Source organism: Capnocytophaga sp. oral taxon 863 str. F0517 (genome assembly GCF_000466425.1).
Lineage (GTDB): Bacteria > Bacteroidota > Bacteroidia > Flavobacteriales > Flavobacteriaceae > Capnocytophaga.
On record NZ_KE992117.1, the window covers coordinates 147,299 to 169,912 of the forward strand.

The 22,614-nt window shown below is 40.4% G+C and carries 20 protein-coding genes and 1 pseudogene; 12 read left to right on the plus strand and 9 right to left on the minus strand.

The window, feature by feature from the left end; all coding sequences use genetic code 11:
• Positions 1–9: 9 nt before the first annotated feature.
• The gene (locus HMPREF1551_RS04985) at positions 10–921 is read right to left on the minus strand and encodes a dimethylarginine dimethylaminohydrolase family protein (RefSeq protein ID WP_034544321.1); all 912 of its coding nucleotides are present in this window, start codon (positions 919–921) and stop codon (positions 10–12) included.
• A 182-nt stretch (positions 922–1,103) separates the two neighbouring features.
• On the opposite strand from HMPREF1551_RS04985, the gene HMPREF1551_RS04990 reads away from it, so the two are divergent.
• The 4 genes and pseudogenes from HMPREF1551_RS04990 to HMPREF1551_RS14485 form a co-directional block, all read left to right on the plus strand.
• On the plus strand, positions 1,104–1,814 hold the full coding sequence (locus HMPREF1551_RS04990) for a hypothetical protein (RefSeq protein WP_021627964.1): 711 nt from the start codon (positions 1,104–1,106) through the stop codon (positions 1,812–1,814).
• Between the two features lie 62 nt (positions 1,815–1,876).
• Positions 1,877–2,182, plus strand: a complete 306-nt coding sequence (locus tag HMPREF1551_RS04995) for a DpnD/PcfM family protein (protein WP_021627965.1) — start codon at positions 1,877–1,879, stop codon at positions 2,180–2,182.
• Positions 2,183–2,258: 76 nt separating this feature from the next.
• Positions 2,259–4,112: a DNA topoisomerase IV subunit B gene (locus HMPREF1551_RS05000; RefSeq protein ID WP_021627966.1), complete on the plus strand. Its 1,854-nt coding sequence runs from the start codon at positions 2,259–2,261 to the stop codon at positions 4,110–4,112.
• 169 nt (positions 4,113–4,281) lie between these two features.
• A pseudogene (locus HMPREF1551_RS14485) lies at positions 4,282–4,383 on the plus strand (penicillin-binding protein); the annotation flags it as partial.
• 30 nt (positions 4,384–4,413) lie between these two features.
• Here the strand turns inward: HMPREF1551_RS14485 and HMPREF1551_RS05005 are convergent.
• The 5 genes from HMPREF1551_RS05005 to HMPREF1551_RS13380 all read right to left on the minus strand — a co-directional run bounded on the left by HMPREF1551_RS05005 (position 4,414) and on the right by HMPREF1551_RS13380 (position 9,175).
• On the minus strand, positions 4,414–4,947 hold the full coding sequence (locus HMPREF1551_RS05005) for a hypothetical protein (RefSeq protein ID WP_021627967.1): 534 nt from the start codon (positions 4,945–4,947) through the stop codon (positions 4,414–4,416).
• Between the two features lie 266 nt (positions 4,948–5,213).
• A complete protein-coding gene (locus HMPREF1551_RS05010; RefSeq protein WP_410492499.1) occupies positions 5,214–5,657 on the minus strand; it encodes an Imm43 family immunity protein in 444 nt (147 codons plus the stop codon).
• 263 nt (positions 5,658–5,920) lie between these two features.
• Positions 5,921–6,595 (minus strand): hypothetical protein, encoded by a 675-nt coding sequence (locus tag HMPREF1551_RS05015; RefSeq protein WP_021627969.1) that lies wholly within the window; start codon positions 6,593–6,595, stop codon positions 5,921–5,923.
• Positions 6,596–6,771: 176 nt separating this feature from the next.
• Positions 6,772–7,668 carry a leucine-rich repeat domain-containing protein gene (locus HMPREF1551_RS05020; protein WP_196800711.1) on the minus strand — a complete coding sequence of 299 codons (897 nt, stop codon included), beginning with the start codon at positions 7,666–7,668 and terminating at the stop codon, positions 6,772–6,774.
• Between the two features lie 397 nt (positions 7,669–8,065).
• Complete coding sequence (locus tag HMPREF1551_RS13380; RefSeq protein ID WP_021627972.1) at positions 8,066–9,175, minus strand: adenylate kinase; 1,110 nt, start codon at positions 9,173–9,175, stop codon at positions 8,066–8,068.
• Between the two features lie 162 nt (positions 9,176–9,337).
• On the opposite strand from HMPREF1551_RS13380, the gene HMPREF1551_RS05030 reads away from it, so the two are divergent.
• The 5 genes from HMPREF1551_RS05030 (at position 9,338) to HMPREF1551_RS05050 (ending at position 13,743) form a co-directional block, all read left to right on the plus strand.
• Complete coding sequence (locus HMPREF1551_RS05030; RefSeq protein WP_034544322.1) at positions 9,338–10,696, plus strand: exonuclease domain-containing protein; 1,359 nt, start codon at positions 9,338–9,340, stop codon at positions 10,694–10,696.
• 61 nt (positions 10,697–10,757) lie between these two features.
• Positions 10,758–11,306: a TlpA family protein disulfide reductase gene (locus tag HMPREF1551_RS05035; RefSeq protein WP_021627974.1), complete on the plus strand. Its 549-nt coding sequence runs from the start codon at positions 10,758–10,760 to the stop codon at positions 11,304–11,306.
• A 25-nt stretch (positions 11,307–11,331) separates the two neighbouring features.
• Positions 11,332–11,991 (plus strand): PASTA domain-containing protein, encoded by a 660-nt coding sequence (locus tag HMPREF1551_RS05040; RefSeq protein WP_021627975.1) that lies wholly within the window; start codon positions 11,332–11,334, stop codon positions 11,989–11,991.
• A 76-nt stretch (positions 11,992–12,067) separates the two neighbouring features.
• On the plus strand, positions 12,068–12,559 hold the full coding sequence (locus HMPREF1551_RS05045; RefSeq protein WP_021627976.1) for a hypothetical protein: 492 nt from the start codon (positions 12,068–12,070) through the stop codon (positions 12,557–12,559).
• Positions 12,560–12,567: 8 nt separating this feature from the next.
• Positions 12,568–13,743, plus strand: coding sequence for a sigma-54-dependent transcriptional regulator (locus HMPREF1551_RS05050; RefSeq protein WP_021627977.1), 1,176 nt, complete (start codon positions 12,568–12,570; stop codon positions 13,741–13,743).
• A gap of 69 nt (positions 13,744–13,812) precedes the next feature.
• On the opposite strand, the gene HMPREF1551_RS05055 is transcribed toward HMPREF1551_RS05050, so the two are convergent.
• Positions 13,813–15,411, minus strand: a complete 1,599-nt coding sequence (locus HMPREF1551_RS05055) for an OmpP1/FadL family transporter (RefSeq protein ID WP_021627978.1) — start codon at positions 15,409–15,411, stop codon at positions 13,813–13,815.
• Between the two features lie 15 nt (positions 15,412–15,426).
• Positions 15,427–16,431 (minus strand): hypothetical protein, encoded by a 1,005-nt coding sequence (locus HMPREF1551_RS05060; RefSeq protein ID WP_231374958.1) that lies wholly within the window; start codon positions 16,429–16,431, stop codon positions 15,427–15,429.
• A 133-nt stretch (positions 16,432–16,564) separates the two neighbouring features.
• Here HMPREF1551_RS05060 and proS point away from each other — a divergent pair, with 133 nt between their 5' ends.
• Positions 16,565–18,043 (plus strand): proline--tRNA ligase, encoded by a 1,479-nt coding sequence (gene proS, locus HMPREF1551_RS05065; protein ID WP_021627980.1) that lies wholly within the window; start codon positions 16,565–16,567, stop codon positions 18,041–18,043.
• A gap of 41 nt (positions 18,044–18,084) precedes the next feature.
• Here proS and HMPREF1551_RS05070 read toward each other — a convergent pair whose 3' ends face one another.
• Positions 18,085–18,837: a polyprenol monophosphomannose synthase gene (locus HMPREF1551_RS05070; RefSeq protein WP_021627981.1), complete on the minus strand. Its 753-nt coding sequence runs from the start codon at positions 18,835–18,837 to the stop codon at positions 18,085–18,087.
• Between the two features lie 94 nt (positions 18,838–18,931).
• On the opposite strand from HMPREF1551_RS05070, the gene HMPREF1551_RS05075 reads away from it, so the two are divergent.
• A complete protein-coding gene (locus HMPREF1551_RS05075; RefSeq protein ID WP_021627982.1) occupies positions 18,932–20,875 on the plus strand; it encodes a M3 family metallopeptidase in 1,944 nt (647 codons plus the stop codon).
• Between the two features lie 46 nt (positions 20,876–20,921).
• The gene (locus HMPREF1551_RS05080) at positions 20,922–22,520 is read left to right on the plus strand and encodes a peptide chain release factor 3 (protein WP_021627983.1); all 1,599 of its coding nucleotides are present in this window, start codon (positions 20,922–20,924) and stop codon (positions 22,518–22,520) included.
• The last annotated feature ends 94 nt before the right edge of the window (positions 22,521–22,614 follow it).

The window sequence follows — 22,614 nt, forward strand, 5'->3', positions numbered from 1 at the left end:
TAGAAACGATTAGTCTCTTAGTAAAGGCAAAGTAGAGCAACGCAAAAGCCCTTCCTGCTTGGCAATCTCGGCATAGGGGATCTCTTCTACTGTAAAGCCTTGTGCCCGAAGCCAATTATTCAGGCGCGTAAAACTACGTTCGGAAACTACCACCTCAGAGGAGATAGAGAATACATTGCTGAACATTTGGTACATCTCGTCTCTCTCTATGTGGAAAAGGTTGTCCTTGCCAAAGAGATTCACTAAGTATTGATATTCCGCCTCATTACGGAATCCCCCTTTGTAGATAATCCCCTTATTTGTTCCTACTGGCTGAAAACAACAATCCAAGTGAAGGGCGTTATCACGAGGTTCAGTATTGGACTTAACCAAATCAAAAGCCTTTACTATTTTGTTAGGAAAGAGAGCCTTAAGGAACTCTACCCCTTCCCTATTGGTACGTGCGGTCTTATAATTTGCATAATCTGCTCCATTGTAAGTACCTACAAAGATATGGTCATTCCAAGGCATCACATCCCCTCCCTCAATATGCACCTCTGCTGGAGGTACTATATATTGAGATACTGGAATCTGACGAATGATATATTCTATCGCTTGGAACTCCTCCTCTCGATCAGGAAGAATATTGGCCTTAATAAACTTGTCCTCAATGACAAAACCAATATCGCGGGTAAAAATCTGGTTGCAATTCTCTATTAGTTCAGGTCGATATACTTTTACCTCATATTTTTTAAGAACCTCGGCGAAAGCCTCCATTTCAGGAATCATATCTTCTTCTAAGGGATAAGTTCCTGCTAATATATGTTCTAAGGATTTAGGATCATAAGCCTCTTGGGCAGTAGGAGTAGCCCCATTGCTCTGAGCAGTTCCTAAAACTACAGCCCGTAGGCGATTGGTCTCATTGGTAACATGTATTTTCATTGGGATCATTTTTTTTTGCAAAGGTACAAAAATATATTATGTCATTGTGAATTATTTTGTTTTGCTCTGAAAGAAAAAAATTATACCTTTGCCTTGCCTAGTAAAAAGATACACTGATCTATGTATCTTTTTAAAAATCAATTAGTAAACAAAAAATCCTCTCAGAAACTCAACTTGAAATCATGAAGCAACATGAAGAAGTCATCAAAATTATAGAAAAGAATGGAGGGTGGGCAACCCTTGGTTTTCTTTATCATCATGTAGATACTTCTGGGTGGAAAACTAAAACACCCTTTGCCACTATAAGGAGAATTGTTCAGGATGAACGCTTCTTTTTCAAAATAAAAGCAGGACTATGGGCACTAAAAAGTCATAAAGAGCAGCTTTTAGAGAGATTCGAATTAGAAGTATCCACTAAGAAAGAGCAAGATTTTTCCCATTCCTACTTCCAAGGATTATTAGTTGAAATTGGAAACATCAAGGGATACCGCACTTATATTCCTCCACAGGATAAGAATAAACTATTCCTTGATAGAAAATTAGGAAGTGTATCTTCATTAGATCAAATCTTAGATTTTACCTATCCCAACGTGATCAAAAGAGCCAAGACGATTGATGTCATATGGTTCAATGAGCGAAAGTTCCCTCACGCTTTCTTTGAAGTAGAACATACTACTGATATACAAAATTCTCTACTCAAATTCAATGAGTTACAAGATTTCTACACTAAGTTCTACATTCTTAGTGCAGTAGAAAGAAAACGAGAATTTGAACAGAAAATAGCCTATACTTCCTTCAAAGATATAAGAAACAGGGTTTCTTTCATTGATTATGATTTTGTAGCGAACTTACATACTAAGAGTTTTGAACTACTGAAAATAGGACAATTATAAAATATAAATGAAGATTACAATAATCAAATCCATTTTAGTCACAACAGTTCTAAAAATAAAATATGGAGACATTTAAGATTATAGTTCAAGAATTATTATCAAGAACTATTAGCGTTCAAGCTCAGAATATGGAAGAAGCTATAGAAAAAGTAAGTCAGATGTATAGAAATACAGAAATTGTTTTGGATGCTGAAGATTTTATAGAAAACGAAATAATACCAGCAACCTTAAAAAATAAAAAAGAAGTTTTAATAAAAGAAATTATTGAATACTTATATGAGGATGAGAAGAAAAATTTTGAAGAGTCAGAAAAACCAAACAACCATATTTTTTGTAAAATAGAACGATTAAAAACTTTAATAAATTAACTCTTTCTATTCAATCTCTACCATAAAAATTACAAAAAACGATTAAATATTATCCCTTTATAACCCTTAAAACAACATGGAACCCATTGATTTTAACAAACCCATTAATGAATACGGAGAAGATAATATACAGACCCTTGAGTGGCAGGAGCATGTGCGTATGCGCCCTGGTATGTATATAGGAAAACTTGGTGATGGCTCCTCAGCTGATGATGGGATCTATATCCTACTGAAGGAGGTGATCGATAACTCCATAGACGAGTTCGTCATGGGGGCAGGTAAGCAGATAGAGGTACGTATAGAGGACAACAAAGTTACTATACGTGACTTTGGACGTGGTATCCCTTTGGGAAAAGTAGTAGATGTGGTTTCCAAAATGAATACAGGGGGGAAATACGACTCTCGTGCCTTCAAAAAATCTGTGGGGCTCAATGGGGTGGGTACCAAGGCGGTCAATGCACTTTCTTCCTACTTCTATGTGGCTTCCGTACGCGATGGACAGCGAAAGAGTGCTACCTTTTCTTTGGGGGTATTGCAAGAGGAATCACCCTTGGAAGCCTCCAACGAGAAACGAGGTACCTTGGTGACCTTTGTCCCTGATAGCACCATCTTCAAAAACTACAAGTTCCGTTCGGAATATGTGGTAAGGATGCTTAAGAACTATACCTACCTGAATCCTGGACTTACTATTGTATATAATGGAGAGAAATTTTTCTCTGAAAATGGTTTGGAAGACCTGCTCAAGGAAGACAACAACGAGGAGGATTTCGCCTATCCTATTATTCACCTAAGTGGAGAAGATATCGAGATTGCGCTCACCCATAGCAAAAGCCAGTACAGTGAGCAATATTATTCGTTTGTCAACGGACAGAATACCACCCAAGGGGGTACCCACCTGAATGCTTATCGAGAAGCTATTGTGGCTACCTTGCGCAATTATTACAACAAGTCTTATGATGCCTCGGATATTCGTAAGTCCATCATCGGGGCTATCTCTATCAAGGTGATGGAGCCTGTTTTTGAAAGCCAAACCAAGACCAAATTGGGGTCTACCGAGATGGGCGAAGGTATGCCTACTGTGCGTACCTATATTACCAATTTCGTACAAAAACACTTAGATGACTACCTACACAAGCAGCCTGAAGTTGCCGAAGAGATACAGAAGAAAATCCTTCAGGCAGAGCGCGAGCGCAAGGATCTATCCGATATTCGCAAATCTGCCCGCGACAGTGCTAAGAAAGTGAGCCTACACAACAAAAAACTACGCGACTGCCGTATTCACCTAACCGATAGTAAGCACGAGCAAGCCCTTGAGAGTACCCTCTTTATCACCGAAGGGAACTCTGCCTCTGGTTCTATCACCCACTCACGCGATGCCAATACACAAGCGGTATTCTCTCTACGAGGAAAGCCGCTAAACTCCTTTGGGAAAACCAAAAAAATTGTCTATGAGAATGAGGAGTTCAACCTCCTGCAGGCTGCTTTGGATATAGAGGACTCCATAGAAAACCTACGATATAACAATATTGTCCTTGCCACCGATGCCGATGTAGATGGAATGCACATTCGCCTATTGCTCATCACCTTTTTCTTACAGTTCTTCCCTGAACTGATCAAAGAAGGACATGTCTATATCCTACAGACCCCCCTATTCCGTGTGCGCAATAGCAAGGAAACCATCTATTGCTATACTGAGGAGGAGCGTGTCAATGCCATAGAGAAGCTCAAAAACCCAGAGATCACGCGATTCAAAGGATTGGGAGAGATCTCCCCCGATGAGTTCAAGCACTTTATAGGTCAGGATATGCGCCTTGACCCTGTAATGATGGACAAGGCCATGCATATAGAGAAATTATTAGACTTCTATATGGGGAATAATACCCCTGAACGACAAGATTTTATCATCAATAACCTCAAATACGAGGTATAACTAAAGCAAATCCCTACAAGCAACTCATATATACTTGTAGGGATCTTCTTTGTAATCTTTATTCTACTTATCAATATCAATACTATCTCTAATAGGAATAAATATTCTTTCCTTTGAAAATTCAGTCAAAGTCCAGAACCTAATGAAAAAGTAAAAAAGATAGAAAAATCTAACTCTCAATCCTTCCAATTACCCTAAAGTTACTGTCCCTCGTGTAATCCAAATCACCTATCGCAATGCTAATGTCATTCTTAAAGCTGTAGGATTGTCCTATTGATTTCTAAAAGTACCTCCCAAAATATTATCTTCTATGCTTTTGAAAGAAATTGAACTTTACTATAAAGTTTAATTTCTTTCTATATTGGTATATTCTTACCCCTAAAACAAATAAAAATAAGGGAATGATATTGAATAAAGAAAAAAAAGAAAACATCATACACCCTATAAGTAACAAAGGAGCATATAAAAGAAGCATTATTACATCTATTAATATAAAATAGGTTTTATCTTCTATATCATAATGATAAAAATAGGGTTTCCCTTTCTTTTCCTTATACAAAAAATAAGGAATAAGGATATATAACAATATAGAAATATAAAAATAGGTCTTGAATAGAAAAGGAATATCTATTCTGTCTTCAAAAAACAGAGATTGTGCCAATGAATATGGAATTGTTCTAAAAAAAGCAATTATATAATGTGGAGTAGAAATACTAAACCCTCCTGTACCAGGCATCGCAACAAAAGCTGTCATAGCCAATACACTATTATAACATAAAAATAGTAGGAGAACTATATAAATATTACATCTTATATTTATATTGAGATTTTTCATATTTTTAATTTTCAATTATGCAAAATCATTTTGAAGGATTTAAAACAATGATATCCAGCAAGATAACATCTTTAACATTGATACAACACATGAATAAGTTTATATTATATAGAGAAACTCTCAATCTAAAAGCCTCTATTATTTGAAATGCACAACAGGTTTCCTTGTAGCTCGATTCCTATCAATTAGGTTTTAAAAACGTTTGTATCGATAGTTCTACATAGTGATTTTGGAGTAATGCAATAACCTTAACAACACTGCTGATATTATAGATTGGTATAAATAGAATATCCTTCTTCTATGAAGTCCATACCTTTTAACTTATGCTTTAAGGATATTTTTTTGAATTCCTCACTGACAATAATAACAGATTCTTTCTCCTCTAATCTACAAATAGAACTATTGAGCATAAAATTCTCTGTTAAGAATAACTTTTGTATTTGTATCGTTCCAGAAGAGTCCTTTTTCACTATAGATTTTTCAAAATCAATCCCCTTAAATATTTTCAACAAGACCATCGCAAAGTAATTATCGTTGATTTCTCCGTTTTCAGCAATAATTTTTGCTCTCAAATAAGCTATTTGCCCCTCTTTTTCTAAATGTTCAAACACTTCTCTAAATCGCTTACTTACCAAAGGAGGTCCATCTGCTACAGGAAGATAGTCATACTTTTCTAAGTAAGTATCTATTTTATCTATTTCGTAAATAATAGGATCGTCAGATACAACCTGCTTTCCTTTAAAGAAATCAAATCTATCTTATTTTCTTCACTATAAAAGAAATATGCACTTCTCTTATATTTTTCATACAATTCGTAATATTTCATTCTATCTACATTTAATAGTTCTTTTTTGAGGCTTTATCCAAGCTTATTGATCGTACTCTCTATTAGACTAAAATACTTCTTGTTATGAGATAGTGTTTGAGTTTTTGAGATAAGGTACTAAACTTAGCAACACGGCTGAAATATTACCTAGTTTTCCAATATCCCATTTTCTATAACATATCCTGTAATTGCTTCTTTTTGTAATTCTTCTATAAGTGGTTGAGAAAGAAATAGTCCGTGCCTTGTATCTATCACATCATATTCCATCTTAATATTTAAAAAAATGGATACAGGATCTGCCATATGTCTATCATATTCAGCGTTTTCATAATCATCTACATTCTCAAACATAACTCTTGGACCTTTTTCATATCTGCAAAAAACAGATTTTTTAAAGTCATACATATTAGCCAAAAGAGTAGGAAAGCCTACTAAAAAATAGTCTTGCGAAAAAGTTGCTATTCTTGCAGGTATCTTGTTGTGAATGGGAAGCCTATATTTAGCAAGAATTTTATAAGCTCTCTCACTTATTAAAAATGGAATATTAAATAGTTGTTCACTATAATTCATAATATCCAATTCCTTGATACTTTTCGTTTTAGGAAAATAAGTAAGATCAAAATCCTGAGGAGGTTCATAAATAACATAACTTCCCCAACGAGTTCGCTCAATATTTTTTATATTGGCTATAAAAAATTCTTTAAAATTTTTCTCCACTCTTTTATCTGTGAAAGAATTTTTATTCTGTTCAACAGCGCATCCCCCATTTCTTCTTCCTGTTGTTTTAGAATCCCAATCTGTACGTATTCTATAATATTTCATAAACTAATTTTTACATTCTATTTTATGTAATCCTTTCTTAAAGTAATCGTTTAGGGTTATTCCCACTACCGCAAGCATTTTACTCATACCTCCTACAATTAGGCTTTATCTTTTCACATTATACTGTTTGGTAGGTTTTTGTAATTTTTACAACACAGCTGAAATATTACCACGTATTATATCCAACAATATATGATACCATTTCTTGTCATATGACCTCTTATACTGGGAGACATTTTATATTTCTCAATACCAAATTTCTTTAAATGTCGAATAGGTTTTATACTATCTATTTTCTCTATTGGATTTCCAAATAGCTCAAGTACTTTTAAATTGTGCATCTGTTCTAATCCCTCAAGACTCTCTATTTCACTTTCTTGCAAATCTAAATATTCAAGAGAATTTAATTTTACGAAAGGTAAAAAATTTGTAAAAGGCTCTCCATACAACTGTAAAAGTTTCAGTTTGGTACAAGCAGCAACTCCATCAAAACTTTGATTTTTTGTACAACTATACGCATAAAGATCTCGTAAATTCGGGGTATTTTTCAATGAATAGAGATCAAAATTTCCTGCAGTAATATATAATTCTTTTAATTTAGGAAAAGAAGTATCTATTGCTTTGATAGGATTACGTGTCATCGATAAATCTTTTAAGTTGGGAATGTTTACATTTGCTAAAGTTGTTACTGATGTTTCTGTAATACTTAAAGACTTAATTGAATTACTAAAAATATTAAAATGAGTTATTTCCCTTCCGTCAATTCCTAATCCTTTCAAATTTGGAAAATTAAGGAAATTTTCAAATATGCCCGTATTAGAAAAATGACAATTTCTAAATCCCAATCTTGTAAGTTGTTTAAAAAATTTTAAACTACTTAAGTCAGACAAATTACAATTACGAAAAGCTATTTTTTTTAATGTATCTGCAAAGGGCAACAAATCATCTAAAGTATCAATATCCTCTTTAAAAAATATCACCTCTACTACTTTATTTCGATATAGCCTTATATAGCTTTTTTCAGACTTAAGGTAGTTTGCAGAAACTTTGTCTAAGTGGTATTTTTCTTTCAAGTATGATAACATATTTATTTACAAATTGATGCTTATTATTAAATTTATCAAGATATGTTGTGTTGAGTTACCTTACTAAAGAAAAAGTAAGACAATTCAAATTCATTTTCTGCCATTCCTTTTTTATTGCTTCTGAAACAAAAATACTCTTTTCACTATCTACACATATACAATCCTTGCTAAGTGTAGCTATTTTCAAAGGATCATAAATGGCATCAAGAAAAACATAACTCTTCTTCGCTTCTCATAAGTATACCCTTTGGCAAGAGCTTTCATTAGTTTCTGTGGTGGGAATAACTTATCTACGGGGGACAAATATACAAAAAATTATACCAATATACAATAAAAAAATCCCTAACCATCGAGGTTAGAGATTTGTATTTTATATAGGTATTTTTTACAACACATCGATTATTTTGGAGAGGCGCTGGGTGATTTCCTCAATAGAACCTATACCATTGATAGGGTGATATTTGCCTTGCTTTTTGTAAAAGTCAATAAGAGGAGCTGTTTTTTGGTTGTATTCGACAAAGCGGTTACGAATTTTGCCTTCGTCTTGGTCATCAGAGCGCCCACTTACTTTACCACGCTCTACAAGTCTTTTGATAAGTTCTTCATCATCTGCATCAAGAGCTAAAGTCGCACTGATATTCATTTGCTTAGAGGCCAAGAAAGTATCCAGCGCTTCGGCTTGGGCTATGGTACGAGGGAAGCCGTCAAAGATAAATCCTGCTGCATTGGGGTTCTTTTCTATCTCCGCTTGGAGCATTTGGATCGTTACCTCATCGGGAACGAGAGCTCCCTTATCCATATAAGATTGGGCTAATACTCCGAGCTCTGTACCATTTTTCAAGTGATGACGGAACAAATCGCCTGTGGAGATATGCACCAAACCATATTTTTCTTTTAGGAAAGCTGCTTGTGTCCCCTTCCCTGCTCCTGGTTTGCCAAACAAAACCAAATTCTTCATATTTTCTATATTTAATTGATATATTTCTGGGAGATTTCGTCCTAACTCGTCATAGTCCAAGCCATATCCTACGATAAAGCGATTGGGAATAGAGAAACCTATGTGGTGTATGGGCAAGTCTTTCTTATAGGCTTCGGGCTTGAAAAAGAGTGTCATGATACGCAAGGAAGCCACCTGTTTGTCGGCAAAGAGGTTATAGATTTCCTCTAAGGTATTGCCTGTATCTACAATATCCTCGATTACGACCACCTCACGGCCTGCTATATCCTTAGGGAGACCAAGGAGTTGTTTTACTTGATGAGTGGTTTCCATTCCCTGATAGGAGGAAAAGCGTACAAAGGCAACCTCACACTCACCCTGATAAGCACGGATAAAATCTGAAGCAAACATGAAAGAACCATTGAGTATGGAAATGAAAAGGGGTCTCTTTCCTTGCATCTGCTGCTCCACCTCTTGGGCAAGCCTTTTTATCTCTTGAGCAAGCCTTTCACTTGAAATATAAGGGCGGAACTCTTTATCAAGTATTTTAATTAGCATAAACAGTGTTTTTAAAGCTACAAAGGTATGATTTTTTTATCATATAAAAGTACTTTTTTTCATATTTTTATTTTACTATCATCTTCGGCAACAAAAATAAACGTTTTTTCCTTTGGCTCAAAAGGTTAAAATTCCTACCTTTGCGCACCAAAAAAAGTAGATTTGTACGCCATTTTAGATATAGAAACCACAGGAGGCAAGATGGGTGAGGAAGCCATTACAGAGATTGCTATCTATCGTTTTGACGGTCGGGAAGTTACCGATCGCTTCATCTCACTTATCAATCCCGAGAAGAAGATAGACGATTTTGTGGTACGCCTCACCGGTATTTCCAACAAGATGGTTCGCCAAGCACCAAAGTTCTATGAGGTTGCCAAGCGGATTGTGGAAATCACTGAGGGGTGTATCTTGGTGGCTCACAATGCAGCCTTTGACTATCGCATCTTGTGTTTGGAGTTTCGCCGATTGGGGTTTGACTATCAGCGTCGTACCATCTGTACGGTGGAGATGTCTCAGCGCCTACTCCCCAATGAGCCTTCGTACAGCTTGGGTAAGCTCTGTCGTTCTTTAGGTATTCCACTTTCTGACCGACACCGCGCCAATGGAGATGCCATGGCCACGGTGCACCTCTTCAAGCTCCTCTTGGACAAAGACACCGAGAAGATCGCACTAAGTGAGTTTGTCAAGCAAAACCTCTCTACCCTACCCATTCAGCTACTTTCACTCTTGGATGGGCTCCCTAACCAATTGGGGGTGTATTATCTGTATGACAAGGCAGGAAAGCTACTGCTGCTCTCCAAGAGTAAGAACATCTATAAGCGGGTCAATGAACACTTTACTTCAAGTGGAAAGCGAGATCTTTTTCTAAGGAATCATGTCGGAAAGGTGATGTATGAGCTAACCGGCACGCTACTGATTGCCTCCCTTAAGGAGGCCGAAGAACTTCAGATGCAAGCCTCCTTGCGTAAGTATAAGAAAAAGAAAAGTTACCCTTTTGCTTTGGTCTGCCATAAGAATAAGAAGGGTTACCACTGCCTTTCGGTCATACCAAGAGCTGGAGCGAAGGAGCCCTTAGCTATTTTTGAAAGCCAAGAGGAAGGACTGAATATGCTCTTTGAGATGACTGAGCGCTATGGACTTTGTACCAAACTCAATGGTTTTTCCCAGGCTCATACCTATTGCTACAACCACTCTATCGGTAAGTGTGCAGGGGCTTGTATGGGTGACGAAGCTGTAGAGGACTATAACCGTCGGGTGGAGGAAGCCCTCGCTCACTATACACTTGTAGGCAGAACCTTTGCTATTATGGACAAGGGACGTACTGTACATGAGAAGAGTGTGATCTTTATCGAACAAGGTAGGCTCAGGGGCTATGCTTTCATCGCACTGAACTATCAGCTTTCCAGGCCTATCCTTGAGAAGCACCTTACCCCACTGACACATAACTCGGAGAAAGTACACCTGATAGAACACTACCTGCGTACCCATCCTTTGGCCAAACAAATAGCTATAAAAGATTAACATCTTAAAGATAAATCATATTTTTTATGTATCTTTGTCCCTTGAAAACACTATACTTACTATGAAAAAACGTACTGTACTGAATTTGTTATTCTTAGCGCTGATTATTTCATTTTTTACCACCAATTTAGGATATGAATCCAAGATACTTTTGCAGCGGATTTTCTCCTCTCAGGTGGAGATATTAGCACCAGAAAGGCAATATACGATTGACCCTGACTGGACACTGAAGGATCGGGACAATAAGCAATTCTCTTTCACCCAATCCGAAGGAGAAGTGAGGTTTGTCTATTTCTTTTCCTCATGGCGAGCCATGAGTATAGCTGACCTGATTGGAATAGAGAAGCTCTACCTTGATTATCACGACAAGGTTGCCTTCTATATCATCACCAATGAGCTACCTGAACCTGTAGAACAAAAGCAACGTGATAGAAAATTCACCTTTAAGGTTACCTATCTTATCCAAGGGGTAAAGATGCCCTTCGATCCTGAGAAAATTCCTTCAGGGTATATCATAGATAAGCAGGATAGGGTCGTAGCTCAAGGTTTTGGAAACACCCGCTGGAACAGTGATAAGGTACGAGAACTACTGGACAATCTTCTGAAATAAAAAATATATTAACAAACATTGTTTTATGAATATAAAAATGACACTATCCCAAATATTCCAAAATAAAAATATACGTTTTTGGGGATTACAAGTCTTCTTAGCGGTATCTCTTCTCTTAATTGGTATCTATGCTACTTTATTTTCCTTGGACAGCTTTACCCGACATGGGAAGTTTGTCGTAGTGCCTGATCTTACTCATGTCCCCCTTAGCAAAGCGCAAGTGCTTTTGGAAAAAAGCCATCTCCGTTATGAGATTGTGGACACCTTAGAGTATGATCCTAATTTTCCTGCCTATGCTGTGATGGAGCAAGACCCTGATCCCAACGAAAAAGTAAAGAAAGACCGTAAGATCTATCTAAAAATCAATCCCGAGAACTATCAAGAGGTCACCATTATAAATATCAATGCACCCTTAGCTGAGGTTCGTCCCAATCTTGAAAGCTTAGGCCTTAAGGTAGATAACAATATCATCTATGTCAATGATATTGCTAAAGATATGGTGCTAAGAGCTTTCTATAAAGAAAAAGGAAAGCAAAAGGAAATAAAAAATGGAGATAAAGTACGCAAGCATTCCATAATAACTCTGGAATGTGGCAATGGAAACACACTGCCTATACTTGATAGTCTTTCTACAGGTGGAACCTCTGAAGAAGAACAATCCGGTAATGATGATTTTGATTTTTAGTTAAATTCTTTAGAATGCTTCTAAGTATTAAAAAATAAAATTGTATATTTACACCCAACTGAATAAACTTAAAAAAATGAAAAAAATATTACTTTCTATACTTTGCATAAGCTTATATGCTTGCCAAGAGAATTCAACTACCGATTCAGAAGTCTCTCAAGAAGAGCAAGAGCAGAAGATGGTCGAAGATCGCTTGGCGGAATTGGGAACTGAGGTGGATGAATATCCTTCCTTTAAGGAATGTGAGAGTATCACTACTAAGGATGAAAAACTTAAATGCTTCACTGGTAAGCTCTCCAAGCTCTATCAGGAAGCCCTCAATAGCCAAAAATTAGCCATAGGTGATGCGCTAAGCGATACGGTAAAGGTTACTATTGTCATCAATACGGAAGGGAACCTTAATGTAAAAAGTGTAGAGGCCTCAAGTGCTACTCAGGAGCTATTGCCCAACTTAGAAGAGCTGCTAAAGAGCAAGACGACTGAGTTCGAACCGGCTATCCCTGCTAAGAAAAACCAAGTAAATGTCACCACCGAGTATATACTTCCCTTGGTGATAGACGTAAAATAAAGTAAGCTATGCCCAAAATACTAATTGTTGAAGATGAGGCCTCTATACGGCGTGTACTGGGTAGTATCCTCAGTGAAGAGGACAAAAGTTATCAGGTAGAGGAAGCCACCAATGGGCAGGAGGCCATGGATATGATTCAAAAAACAGACTATGACTTGGTACTCTGTGATATCAAAATGCCCAAAAAGGATGGCTTAGAAGTACTCTTGGAAGCCAAAGCCCTGAAGCCCGCCTTGCGTATGGTCATGATTTCAGGACATGGTGACCTAGAGACCGCAGTGCAAGCGATGAAAATGGGCGCTTTCGACTATATAGCCAAGCCCCCCGACCTCAATCGCTTACTCACTACCGTCCGCAATGCGCTCACTACGCCTTCTGTAGAAGAAAAGCCTCAGAAAACAGAGGGTAAACCTTCTAAAAAAGACACTCCAACCACCACTATGATCGGTAAGAGTGCAGCCATACAGAAGATCAAGGACATGATAGAGAAGGTAGCTCCTACCGACGTGAGGGTACTTATCACAGGGCCTAATGGTTCGGGAAAAGAACTCGTTGCCCGTGCACTACACCAAGGCAGCGAACGTGTCTCACAACCTATGATAGAGGTCAATTGTGCTGCCATTCCCTCTGAATTGATTGAAAGTGAACTCTTTGGACATATCAAAGGCTCCTTTACCTCAGCCGTAAAAGACCGAGTGGGTAAGTTCGAGGCTGCGGATAAGGGTACCCTCTTTCTAGATGAGATTGGAGATATGAGCCTTTCGGCTCAGGCAAAGGTATTGCGTGCCCTACAAGAGAAGAAAATCACTAAGGTTGGTAGCGAAAAGGATATAGCGGTAGATGTACGTGTGATTGCCGCTACTAATAAAGATCTCAAGCAAGAGATCGCCCTTGGGCGATTCCGAGAGGACTTATACCACCGCTTGGCAGTCATTCTCTTGGAAGTACCCCCTCTGAACGACCGTAGAGATGATATTCCCCTGCTGGTAGCGCATTTTACCAAGAGTATCTGTCAGGAACAAGGTATCGACAAACAATTCCACCCCAAGGCGATAGAACAGCTCCAGCAATACGACTGGAGCGGAAATATACGAGAACTTAGAAATGTCGTAGAACGCTTACTAATTCTTTCCGATGAAGAAGTAACGCTTAAGGATGTTAAGACCTTTGGAGGAAAAGAATAATAAAATGGGAGGCTTTGGAAGGCCTCCCATTTTTCTTAAAATGAAAACAAACTAAATCAAAACCAACTCTTACAATTTCATAGAAAAACTCAAGAGTATATTATGTGTGGTATTTTTTACCATAGGAGTATCCGTAAGGACAGTTTCGTAGAGCTGAGGTTGGTAATAGCGCCTTGTAATATCATAGGAGAGATCGACACGTACACCACTGAAACTAACCCCTACACCTGCGGAGAGACTTTTGAGTCTGCTTATAGGCTTATAGTCTGTTTTATAAGGACTTTGCTCATAGCGTCCCCCTCCTCTTAGGAATAAGTGATTGGTTTTACTCATAGGCAAGCGGTATTCGGCTCCAAAGCGTAGCGCATTGGTATCTCCTAAAGAATTTTGGACAATAGCGTTCTCTGACAGCAAATCATCTGAGGTAAAACGCATATTTCCAAAGCCTCTGTACATATAGTCAGCACTAAGGATGAGCTGCTTGTTCCAGACCCAGCTAGCCCCTACCGTCCATGCCCCAGGTGTACGGAAGCTATATTTCTCATAAACAGCCACTACATTAGGATTGGCAAAGTAGGTGCCATTACTTAGCGTGGTGGCGGATAAGGATTGAGAAAGCTCATCCTGTAGCGTATACCAAGTAGGCGAAGTATAGGTAAGTCCAATACGTACCCCTGTGGCCACCTCCGCTATAGCTCCTAACTGGAGCGAGAAGCCACTTCCTACGGTTCTGAGCTCATTTTGGAAATAGGCCGAACGGATAGAGGATTCCGTATTGTCAGGATATTGCTCATAGTGCTTGGTTACCATATGATAATCTACACTATGGGAATTGAGGTTTAGCCCAAAGGAAAGAAAATCATAACGTGCTGCAAAGTTAAAGTTATATTTGTTAACCCCTCCTTCAGAATATTGCTCTATTTTTCGGAGTGTTGTTGTTCCGGATGTAATATTTTTCTTATACTGATTGGCTCTTAGTATAGCCTTTCCTGCTTCTTCTGTTGCTGTTTCTTCTATTTCTGAAGCGACTCCTGAAGGAGCTATAAGTCCTGCTGTATAGCCCAATATAGCATTGCGGTATCTAAAAGGATCAGGCGCATTTCCCATTCTACTATAGAGGGAGCCCAGACCTCCCTGAGATCTTGCTATCCATCGGTGTGCTCTTTGATTATATTCATAATTATTTAGAAAGAGGTTTTCCTGTCTGATACCATTAGCAAAATGAAGGAAATAATCTCCTAAGTTCGCTCCATTGGTTTGTTGGTTATATGTCAAATCATTTACCTCAAAATTATTGGCCTTTTGGTAGTTGAAGGCAAAAGCCACATTCTTCCAACCTTCCTCTGCTATGGCAATCGGGAAAGCTACCCCGAACTGGTTGAGTAGGAAATCTGAAGAAAGAGTAGCCTGTTTGCCTACTTCATTCTTTGCATTGGTTCCTTGCAGGCTAAGGGTCATTTCACTTCTGGTAAAGATAGAACTCCCTGCTGGATTCAGCGCTATGGCCGACATGTCTCCTCCTAAGGAGTTGAAGGCTCCACTCATGGCTCTAAAACGAGCCGTTCCTCCTATATCTTCCATAGAATAACGCAGACCATCGGTAAGATTTTGTGCGGAAAGCATACCGCTGAGCAAGCCAAAAGCTGTAATGTATACTGTCTTTTTCATTTTCGTTTTATTTAATTAATAATCTCTTCTAGTCCCTGTATATTCACTACTATTTCCTCTTCCATTGTTTGTATTACTCTCATGATAAGAGCGGGAAGTATTATCATAGGAACTGTTATTATAGGTATTATTACTACTTCCTGAGGAATAGTTATAACTACGTGTATTGCTCTCATGATAAGAACGAGAGGTATTATCATAAGAGTTATTATAATTCCCATAGGAACGATAAGAACCATTATTTTGGTAACCACTATTGTCATAACGGCTGCTATCCCCTCTTCTACCATTAGTTGGCGAATACCTACGTGAGGTATTTCCGTAAGGATCTTGGTAGTAATAGTAGTTATTTTCGCTATTATAGCGATAAGAAGGGTAGCTATAGTAGCCATATCCATAGTAAGGATAGTAGTAATTATACCCATAATAAGGGTAATAATAGTTATATCCGTAGTAAGGATAATAGTAGCTATAACTATAAGGATAGTAATAGCTGTCATAATAGCGCCAACTCCAGTAAGGATCATAAGTACCTACCGAGAAGCCTATGCTCCAGCGAGAACGTGGATAGTAGTAGGAAGAGGAATAATAGCCTCCCCAAGCACCTGATCCCCAATAGTAAGGCGTATTCCAGCCCCCATAGTTATTATAGACATTCACTGTGGAAGGTCGGGCATTTTCTCCCCAGCTGCCATAGGTATTGTAAGAAGTGCCCTGCTGTTGGCTATCTGTACGATAGCTATCTATTTGGGTCATAGGGGTATAGGAAGGAGCAGGGCGTTGCACTTGTTGTTCAAAGTCCTTGTAGCCTGCTATTTTCTGATTGAGCTGTTCACGATAGCTTCCATTCCCCACAGGACGTTCGTCATTTCTCTCATAGCGGGGCTCTTCTCTCTGATATATGGGGGCTTCATCCCCATAGATACCGTCATCATAGCTTCCTCCGATATAAGCACCACAGGAGCTAAGTCCTATCAGTGCGGTGAAAGCTGTAGTTGCATGGATTAGTGTTTTTTTCATCATGGTATTATTTAGTTTGTTGATTATCAGTCTTTTAGTTACCTTAGAAAAATAGCTCCTAAAAGAGGGTCTTTTTCCAAATAATTTTGTACTTTTGCACCTAAAGTACAATTTTTGTGCCAAAGATTTTAGTATGAGTAAAAATTTAACATCAAGAGCAGAAGATTATTCCAAGTGGTATAATGAACTCGTTGTAAAAGCTGGGCTTGCCGAGAGTTCCGGGGTACGTGGCTGTATGGTTATCAAGCCTTATGGTTATGCCATTTGGGAGCGTATGCGCGATATCTTGGACAAAATGTTCAAAGATACAGGCCACCAAAATGCCTATTTCCCTATATTTGTTCCCAAAAGCTATTTTGAAGCGGAAGAGAAGAATGCGGAAGGCTTTGCCAAAGAGTGTGCGGTGGTTACCCACTATCGCCTCAAAACAGACCCTACCCAAAAGGGTAAACTCATGGTAGATCCTGAAGCTAAGCTGGAGGAAGAGCTTATCGTACGCCCTACCAGTGAGGCCATTATTTGGAATACTTATAAAAACTGGATACAGTCCTATCGCGACCTGCCGATCCTTATCAACCAATGGGCGAATGTGGTACGCTGGGAGATGCGTACACGCCTATTCCTACGTACCGCGGAGTTCCTTTGGCAAGAGGGACACACTGCCCATGCTACCTGTGAGGAGGCTATAGAAGAAGCCCAAAAGATGAATGAGGTGTATGCCACTTTTGTAGAGCAATATATGGGCGTGCCTGTGGTAAGAGGTAGAAAGACCGAAACGGAACGCTTTGCTGGTGCCGATGACACCTATTGTATAGAAGCCCTTATGCAGGATGGCAAAGCCCTCCAAGCGGGTACCTCTCACTTCTTAGGACAGAACTTTGCCAAGGCTTTTGAGGTGAAATACGCGACCAAAGAGGGAGCCCTCGAATATGTATGGGCGAGCTCTTGGGGGGTATCTACCCGCCTTATGGGAGCGCTAATTATGAGCCATAGCGATGACAATGGCTTGGTATTGCCTCCACTGTTAGCCCCTATACAGGTAGTGATTGTGCCTATATACAAGGGAGAAGAGCAGCTACAGGCTATCCGTGAGCGAATAAACCCGCTTATACAAGCACTTAAGGAACGTGGGATCACTGTGAAGTTTGATGATGATGATACCCAAAAACCTGGGTTCAAGTTCCACGAATACGAGCTCAAGGGAGTTCCTGTACGCTTGGCTGTAGGGCAACGTGATTTGGAAAACAACACCTATGAGGTAGCACGCCGCGATACGCTGACCAAAGAAAGTGTATCAGGAGATCATATCATCACTCATATAGAACAGTTACTGAAGGATATCCAGGAGAACATATACCAAAAGGCCTTAGCCTACCGAAATAGCCATATCACCGAGGTCAATAGCTATGAGGAGTTCAAGGAAGTCTTGGAAAGCAAGGGAGGGTTCCTCTCTGCACACTGGGACGGCACCCCTGAAACAGAAGCCAAGATCAAGGAAGAGACCCAAGCAACTATTCGCTGTATCCCCTTAGACCAAAAAGAAGAAGCTGGCACCTGTATCTATTCAGGCAAGCCTTCCAAAGGAAGAGTACTATTCGCTAAGGCATATTAATAGTGACTAATGACTAGTGACTAGTAACTAACCACTAATCACTAACAACTAAAAAATTGTCTGATTCTCATGGCGATGACCCCAAAGATGGCCTCACGGATAATGGAAGCATTCATTTTGGATTTGCCCCGTACGCGGTCGGTGAAGATGATGGAGACCTCTGAAAGGCGGAATTTCTTTACATAGGCCTTGTATTTCATCTCGATTTGGAAGGCATAACCGACAAATTTGATCTTGTCAAAATCAATACTCTCTAAGACTTTTCGCTTATAGCAGACAAAGCCAGCCGTGGGGTCTTGTACCTTCATACCGGTGATGAGCCTCACGTAGAAGGAAGCCCCATAGGAGAGTAACACTCTCCTAAGCGGCCAATTGACCACATTGACCCCTTTGATATAGCGGGAACCAATAGCCATATCGGCATGTTGCTCTTTACATTCTCGGTAAAGGCGTATCAGATCCATCGGGTTGTGAGAGAAATCGGCATCCATTTCAAAGAAATAATAGTATTTTTTCTCACTCTTAAGCCCCCAGAGGAACCCATGAATGTAAGCGGTACCCAGCCCTGTCTTTTCCGCACGTTCAGCAAGAAAGAGTCTGTCAGGGAATTCTTGTTGTAATTGCTTGACTCTTTGCGCTGTACCATCAGGGGAGTTGTCATCCACAATCAGCACATCAAAATGAGGCGCCTGCATAAGGGTAACTCGTATGATGCTCTCTATATTCTCTATCTCATTATAGGTAGGGATAATCACTAAGCTATCGGAAAATGTCTCTACTAAAGCAGTATTCATTTTTTCTAAATAAGGGGGCAAAGGTACAACTAATTTATCAATTTGTCAATGAGACAATAAGCTAATTCATTTGCCCCACCAACAACCAAACACTATGTTATTACAAAAGAGCACACTTGCCTATGAGGCACCTGATTTCTCACAAATTAGAAGTGAGGACTTTGCCCCTGCCCTAAGGGAGGCTATGGCACAGCAACAAGGCTCCATCACTGCGATTGTGGAGGACTCCTCCCCTGTGAGTTTTGCCAATACAATCCTTGCTTTAGAAAAAAGCGGGCAAACACTTCTTAGCGTTTGCAACCTCTTTTTTGCCCTTGCTGGGGCGGATACCAATGAGGTGCTTCAGCAAACAGAGAAGGAGTTTCTTCCCTTACTGGCTGCCCAGGAAGATAGCATTTATCTCAATGACAGGCTCTTTGAGCGGGTACAGGCACTCTACCAAGTGCGTGCTACCCTTGGCTTAGATGCAGAGTCGCTCAAGCTCTTGGAGCACTATTATGACCTCTTCCTGCTTCGTGGGGCGAACCTCTCCGAAGAGGGAAAAGCCTCCCTCAAGCAGCTCAACAGCCGATTGGCTACTTTGGAAAACGATTTCAATTATCACACCCTACAAGCAAGAAAAGAAGCAGCCTTGGTCATCACCCAAGAAGAAGCGCTTGCAGGCCTTTCCCCTGAGGAAAAACAAGCCCTTAAGCAGCCCGATGGCAGCTGGAAGATCGCCCTTACCAACACTACCCAGCAGCCGCTACTCTCCCAATTGGAGAGCGAAGAGACCCGCCGCCTGCTCTTTGAGCAGTCTTGGCATAGAGCCACTCAGGGAGCACATGCTACTGAATCTATTATTCTGGAAATCATTGCTCTGCGACAACAGAAAGCCACTCTATTAGGCTATAAGAATTATGCCGAATGGTCACTGAAAAAAAGCATGGCTAAGACACCTGAAACGGTGATGGATTTCTTCGAGAAATGGATTCCTCCTACCTTGGAAAGGATACAACAAGAGCTTGCTGCCCTCAAAGCGATTGCCCAGCGAGAGGATATAGTGCCCTATAACTGGGATTACTATAGCGAAAAGCTACGCAAAAGCCAATACGACTTAGATGAAAATGAGCTCAAGCCTTATTTTGAACTCTTGAATGTCTTAGAAAAAGGGGTCTTCTATGCAGCTACTTGCCTCTATGGGATTACTTTCAAAAAACGTACCGACCTACCCGTATATCATCCCGATGTAGTAGTCTATGAACTCTTCGAGGCCGATGGTAGTCCCTTAGGGCTCTACTATGGAGACTTCTACACTCGTGAGAGCAAGCGTGGTGGTGCTTGGATGAGCGAGCTGGTGACCCCTTCCAAACTCTTTGGGCAGAAGCCTGTAATCTATAATGTGTGCAACTATACCCCTCCTACCCAGGGACTTCCCTGCCTGCTTACCTATAGCGAGGTAGAAACTCTCTTCCATGAGTTTGGCCATGCACTGCATGCTTTCTTTGCTGAGCAGCAATATGCCACTCTGGCGGGAACCGCCGTTGCGAGAGACTTCGTAGAATTCCCTTCCCAATTCAATGAATACTGGGCACTCCATGAGCAGATACTCCCCCACTACGCGCATCATTACCAAACCCAAGAGGTAATCAGTGATGCCCTTATCAAGAAGCTCAAGAACTCCAGAGACTTCAACCATGGCTACCGATTTGGGGAGGTTTTAGCCTCCGCTTATTTAGATATGCAATGGCATACCCTCTCTGCAGAACGCCACATCATAGCGGTTGCTCCCTTTGAGGCCACTGCTACCGAACGCTTCCCCAAGGAAGTACCTGTGCGCTATCGCTCCTTGTACTTCTCCCATATCTTCGGTGGAGGCTATGCCGCAGGCTATTACGCTTATCAGTACTCGGAGATCCTCGCCCAGGAGATCTATCACTGGTTCGAGACCCACGGAGGACTGACCCGCTCCAACGGAGACCGCCTTAGAAAGCTCGTTCTCTCCCAAGGAAACACCCAAGACTATCAAAAAATGATCAAATTAATGACTAATGATTAACCATTAATCATTAACCATTAATCATTAACCATTAACCATTAGAAAAGTGTCTTTAGAAACAGAAATACAAAAGCGCCGTACCTTCGGCATCATCTCGCACCCTGATGCGGGGAAAACAACCCTTACCGAGAAGCTACTTCTTTTCGGGGGGGCTATTCAGGAAGCAGGAGCTGTGAAATCCAATAAGATCAAAAAGGGAGCTACCTCCGACTTTATGGAGATAGAACGCCAGCGTGGTATCTCAGTGGCTACCTCTGTTTTGGCTTTCAATTACAAGGAACACAAGATCAATATCTTGGATACACCTGGCCACAAGGATTTTGCCGAGGATACCTTTCGCACCCTTACCGCTGTAGATAGCGTGATTGTGGTAATTGACGTAGCCAAGGGGGTGGAAGAACAGACCGAAAAACTGGTAGAGGTATGCCGTATGCGCAATATCCCCATGATTGTCTTTATCAATAAGCTCGACCGAGAAGGGAAAGATGCCTTTGACCTTCTGGACGAGGTAGAACAGAAATTAGGCTTACACGTCACTCCCTTGAGCTTTCCCATCGGTATGGGCTATGACTTCAAGGGTATCTACAACATATGGGAGAAGAACATCAACCTCTTCTCTGGAGACAGCCGTAAGAATATAGAGGAGACCATTTCCTTTGATGATATCAGCAGTCCCGAGTTGGAGCGACTAATTACTGAAAAATCAGCTACTACCCTGCGCAACGACTTGGAGCTGGTCTATGAAGTATATCCTGCCTTCGACCGAGAAGCCTACCTTAGTGGAGCCCAACAACCTGTCTTTTTTGGTTCAGCTCTAAACAACTTTGGAGTGAGGGAACTCTTGGACTGCTTTGTTGAGATTGCCCCCTCTCCCCTGCCTAAGGCTAGCGAAGAGCGCTTGGTACAGCCCAGTGAAAAGACCTTTACCGGCTTTGTCTTCAAGATACATGCCAATATGGATCCCAACCACCGAGACCGCTTGGCTTTTGTTAAAATCGTTTCGGGCAGCTTCGAGCGCAACAAACCTTATTTGCATACCCGCTTAGGCAAGAAACTCAAGTTCTCCAGCCCCAATGCCTTCTTTGCTGAAAAGAAAGAGGTCGTGGACATTTCCTATGCAGGAGATATTGTCGGCCTGCATGATACAGGCAACTTCAAGATAGGCGATACCCTGACCGAGGGGGAGGTACTCCATTTCAGAGGAATTCCGAGCTTCTCTCCAGAGCACTTCCGCTATATCAACAATGCCGATCCGCTCAAGTCCAAACAGTTGGAGAAAGGGATAGACCAACTCATGGACGAGGGAGTTGCGCAGCTCTTCACCTTGGACTTCAACGGACGAAAGGTTATCGGTACTGTGGGAGCACTCCAGTATGAGGTCATCCAATACCGATTGGAACACGAGTATGGAGCCAAGTGTAGTTATGAGAACTTCCCCATCTACAAAGCCTGCTGGGTGGAAGCTCCTGAAAACCCCAAGGATCCCGATTACTTGGATTTCCTACGTGTCAAACAAAAATTCTTAGCGCGCGATAAGCAAGGACAGTTGGTGTTTTTAGCCGACTCGGCTTTCTCTATAGAAATGGTCAAACAGAAATACCCACAACTGAAGCTGCATTTCACTTCTGAGTTTTTGGCATATTAATTGCTCCTTATATAGGGTCAGTTCGCGGCAGTATATTACATCAAACTGTTTATCAATGATTTATGATTTTCTACCTCTATTTTCTTTGAATATA

Bases quoted from the DNA above. Each gene is read 5' to 3' on its own strand.
- HMPREF1551_RS04985 (WP_034544321.1), bottom strand. From the start codon at position 921: ATGAAAATACATGTTACCAATGAGACCAATCGCCTACGGGCTGTAGTT.
- HMPREF1551_RS04990 (WP_021627964.1), top strand. From the start codon at position 1,104: ATGAAGCAACATGAAGAAGTCATCAAAATTATAGAAAAGAATGGAGGG.
- HMPREF1551_RS04995 (WP_021627965.1), top strand. From the start codon at position 1,877: ATGGAGACATTTAAGATTATAGTTCAAGAATTATTATCAAGAACTATT.
- HMPREF1551_RS05000 (WP_021627966.1), top strand. From the start codon at position 2,259: ATGGAACCCATTGATTTTAACAAACCCATTAATGAATACGGAGAAGAT.
- HMPREF1551_RS05005 (WP_021627967.1), bottom strand. From the start codon at position 4,947: ATGAAAAATCTCAATATAAATATAAGATGTAATATTTATATAGTTCTC.
- HMPREF1551_RS05015 (WP_021627969.1), bottom strand. From the start codon at position 6,595: ATGAAATATTATAGAATACGTACAGATTGGGATTCTAAAACAACAGGA.
- HMPREF1551_RS13380 (WP_021627972.1), bottom strand. From the start codon at position 9,175: ATGCTAATTAAAATACTTGATAAAGAGTTCCGCCCTTATATTTCAAGT.
- HMPREF1551_RS05035 (WP_021627974.1), top strand. From the start codon at position 10,758: ATGAAAAAACGTACTGTACTGAATTTGTTATTCTTAGCGCTGATTATT.
- HMPREF1551_RS05040 (WP_021627975.1), top strand. From the start codon at position 11,332: ATGAATATAAAAATGACACTATCCCAAATATTCCAAAATAAAAATATA.
- HMPREF1551_RS05045 (WP_021627976.1), top strand. From the start codon at position 12,068: ATGAAAAAAATATTACTTTCTATACTTTGCATAAGCTTATATGCTTGC.
- HMPREF1551_RS05050 (WP_021627977.1), top strand. From the start codon at position 12,568: ATGCCCAAAATACTAATTGTTGAAGATGAGGCCTCTATACGGCGTGTA.
- HMPREF1551_RS05055 (WP_021627978.1), bottom strand. From the start codon at position 15,411: ATGAAAAAGACAGTATACATTACAGCTTTTGGCTTGCTCAGCGGTATG.
- HMPREF1551_RS05060 (WP_231374958.1), bottom strand. From the start codon at position 16,431: ATGAAAAAAACACTAATCCATGCAACTACAGCTTTCACCGCACTGATA.
- proS (WP_021627980.1), top strand. From the start codon at position 16,565: ATGAGTAAAAATTTAACATCAAGAGCAGAAGATTATTCCAAGTGGTAT.
- HMPREF1551_RS05070 (WP_021627981.1), bottom strand. From the start codon at position 18,837: ATGAATACTGCTTTAGTAGAGACATTTTCCGATAGCTTAGTGATTATC.
- HMPREF1551_RS05075 (WP_021627982.1), top strand. From the start codon at position 18,932: ATGTTATTACAAAAGAGCACACTTGCCTATGAGGCACCTGATTTCTCA.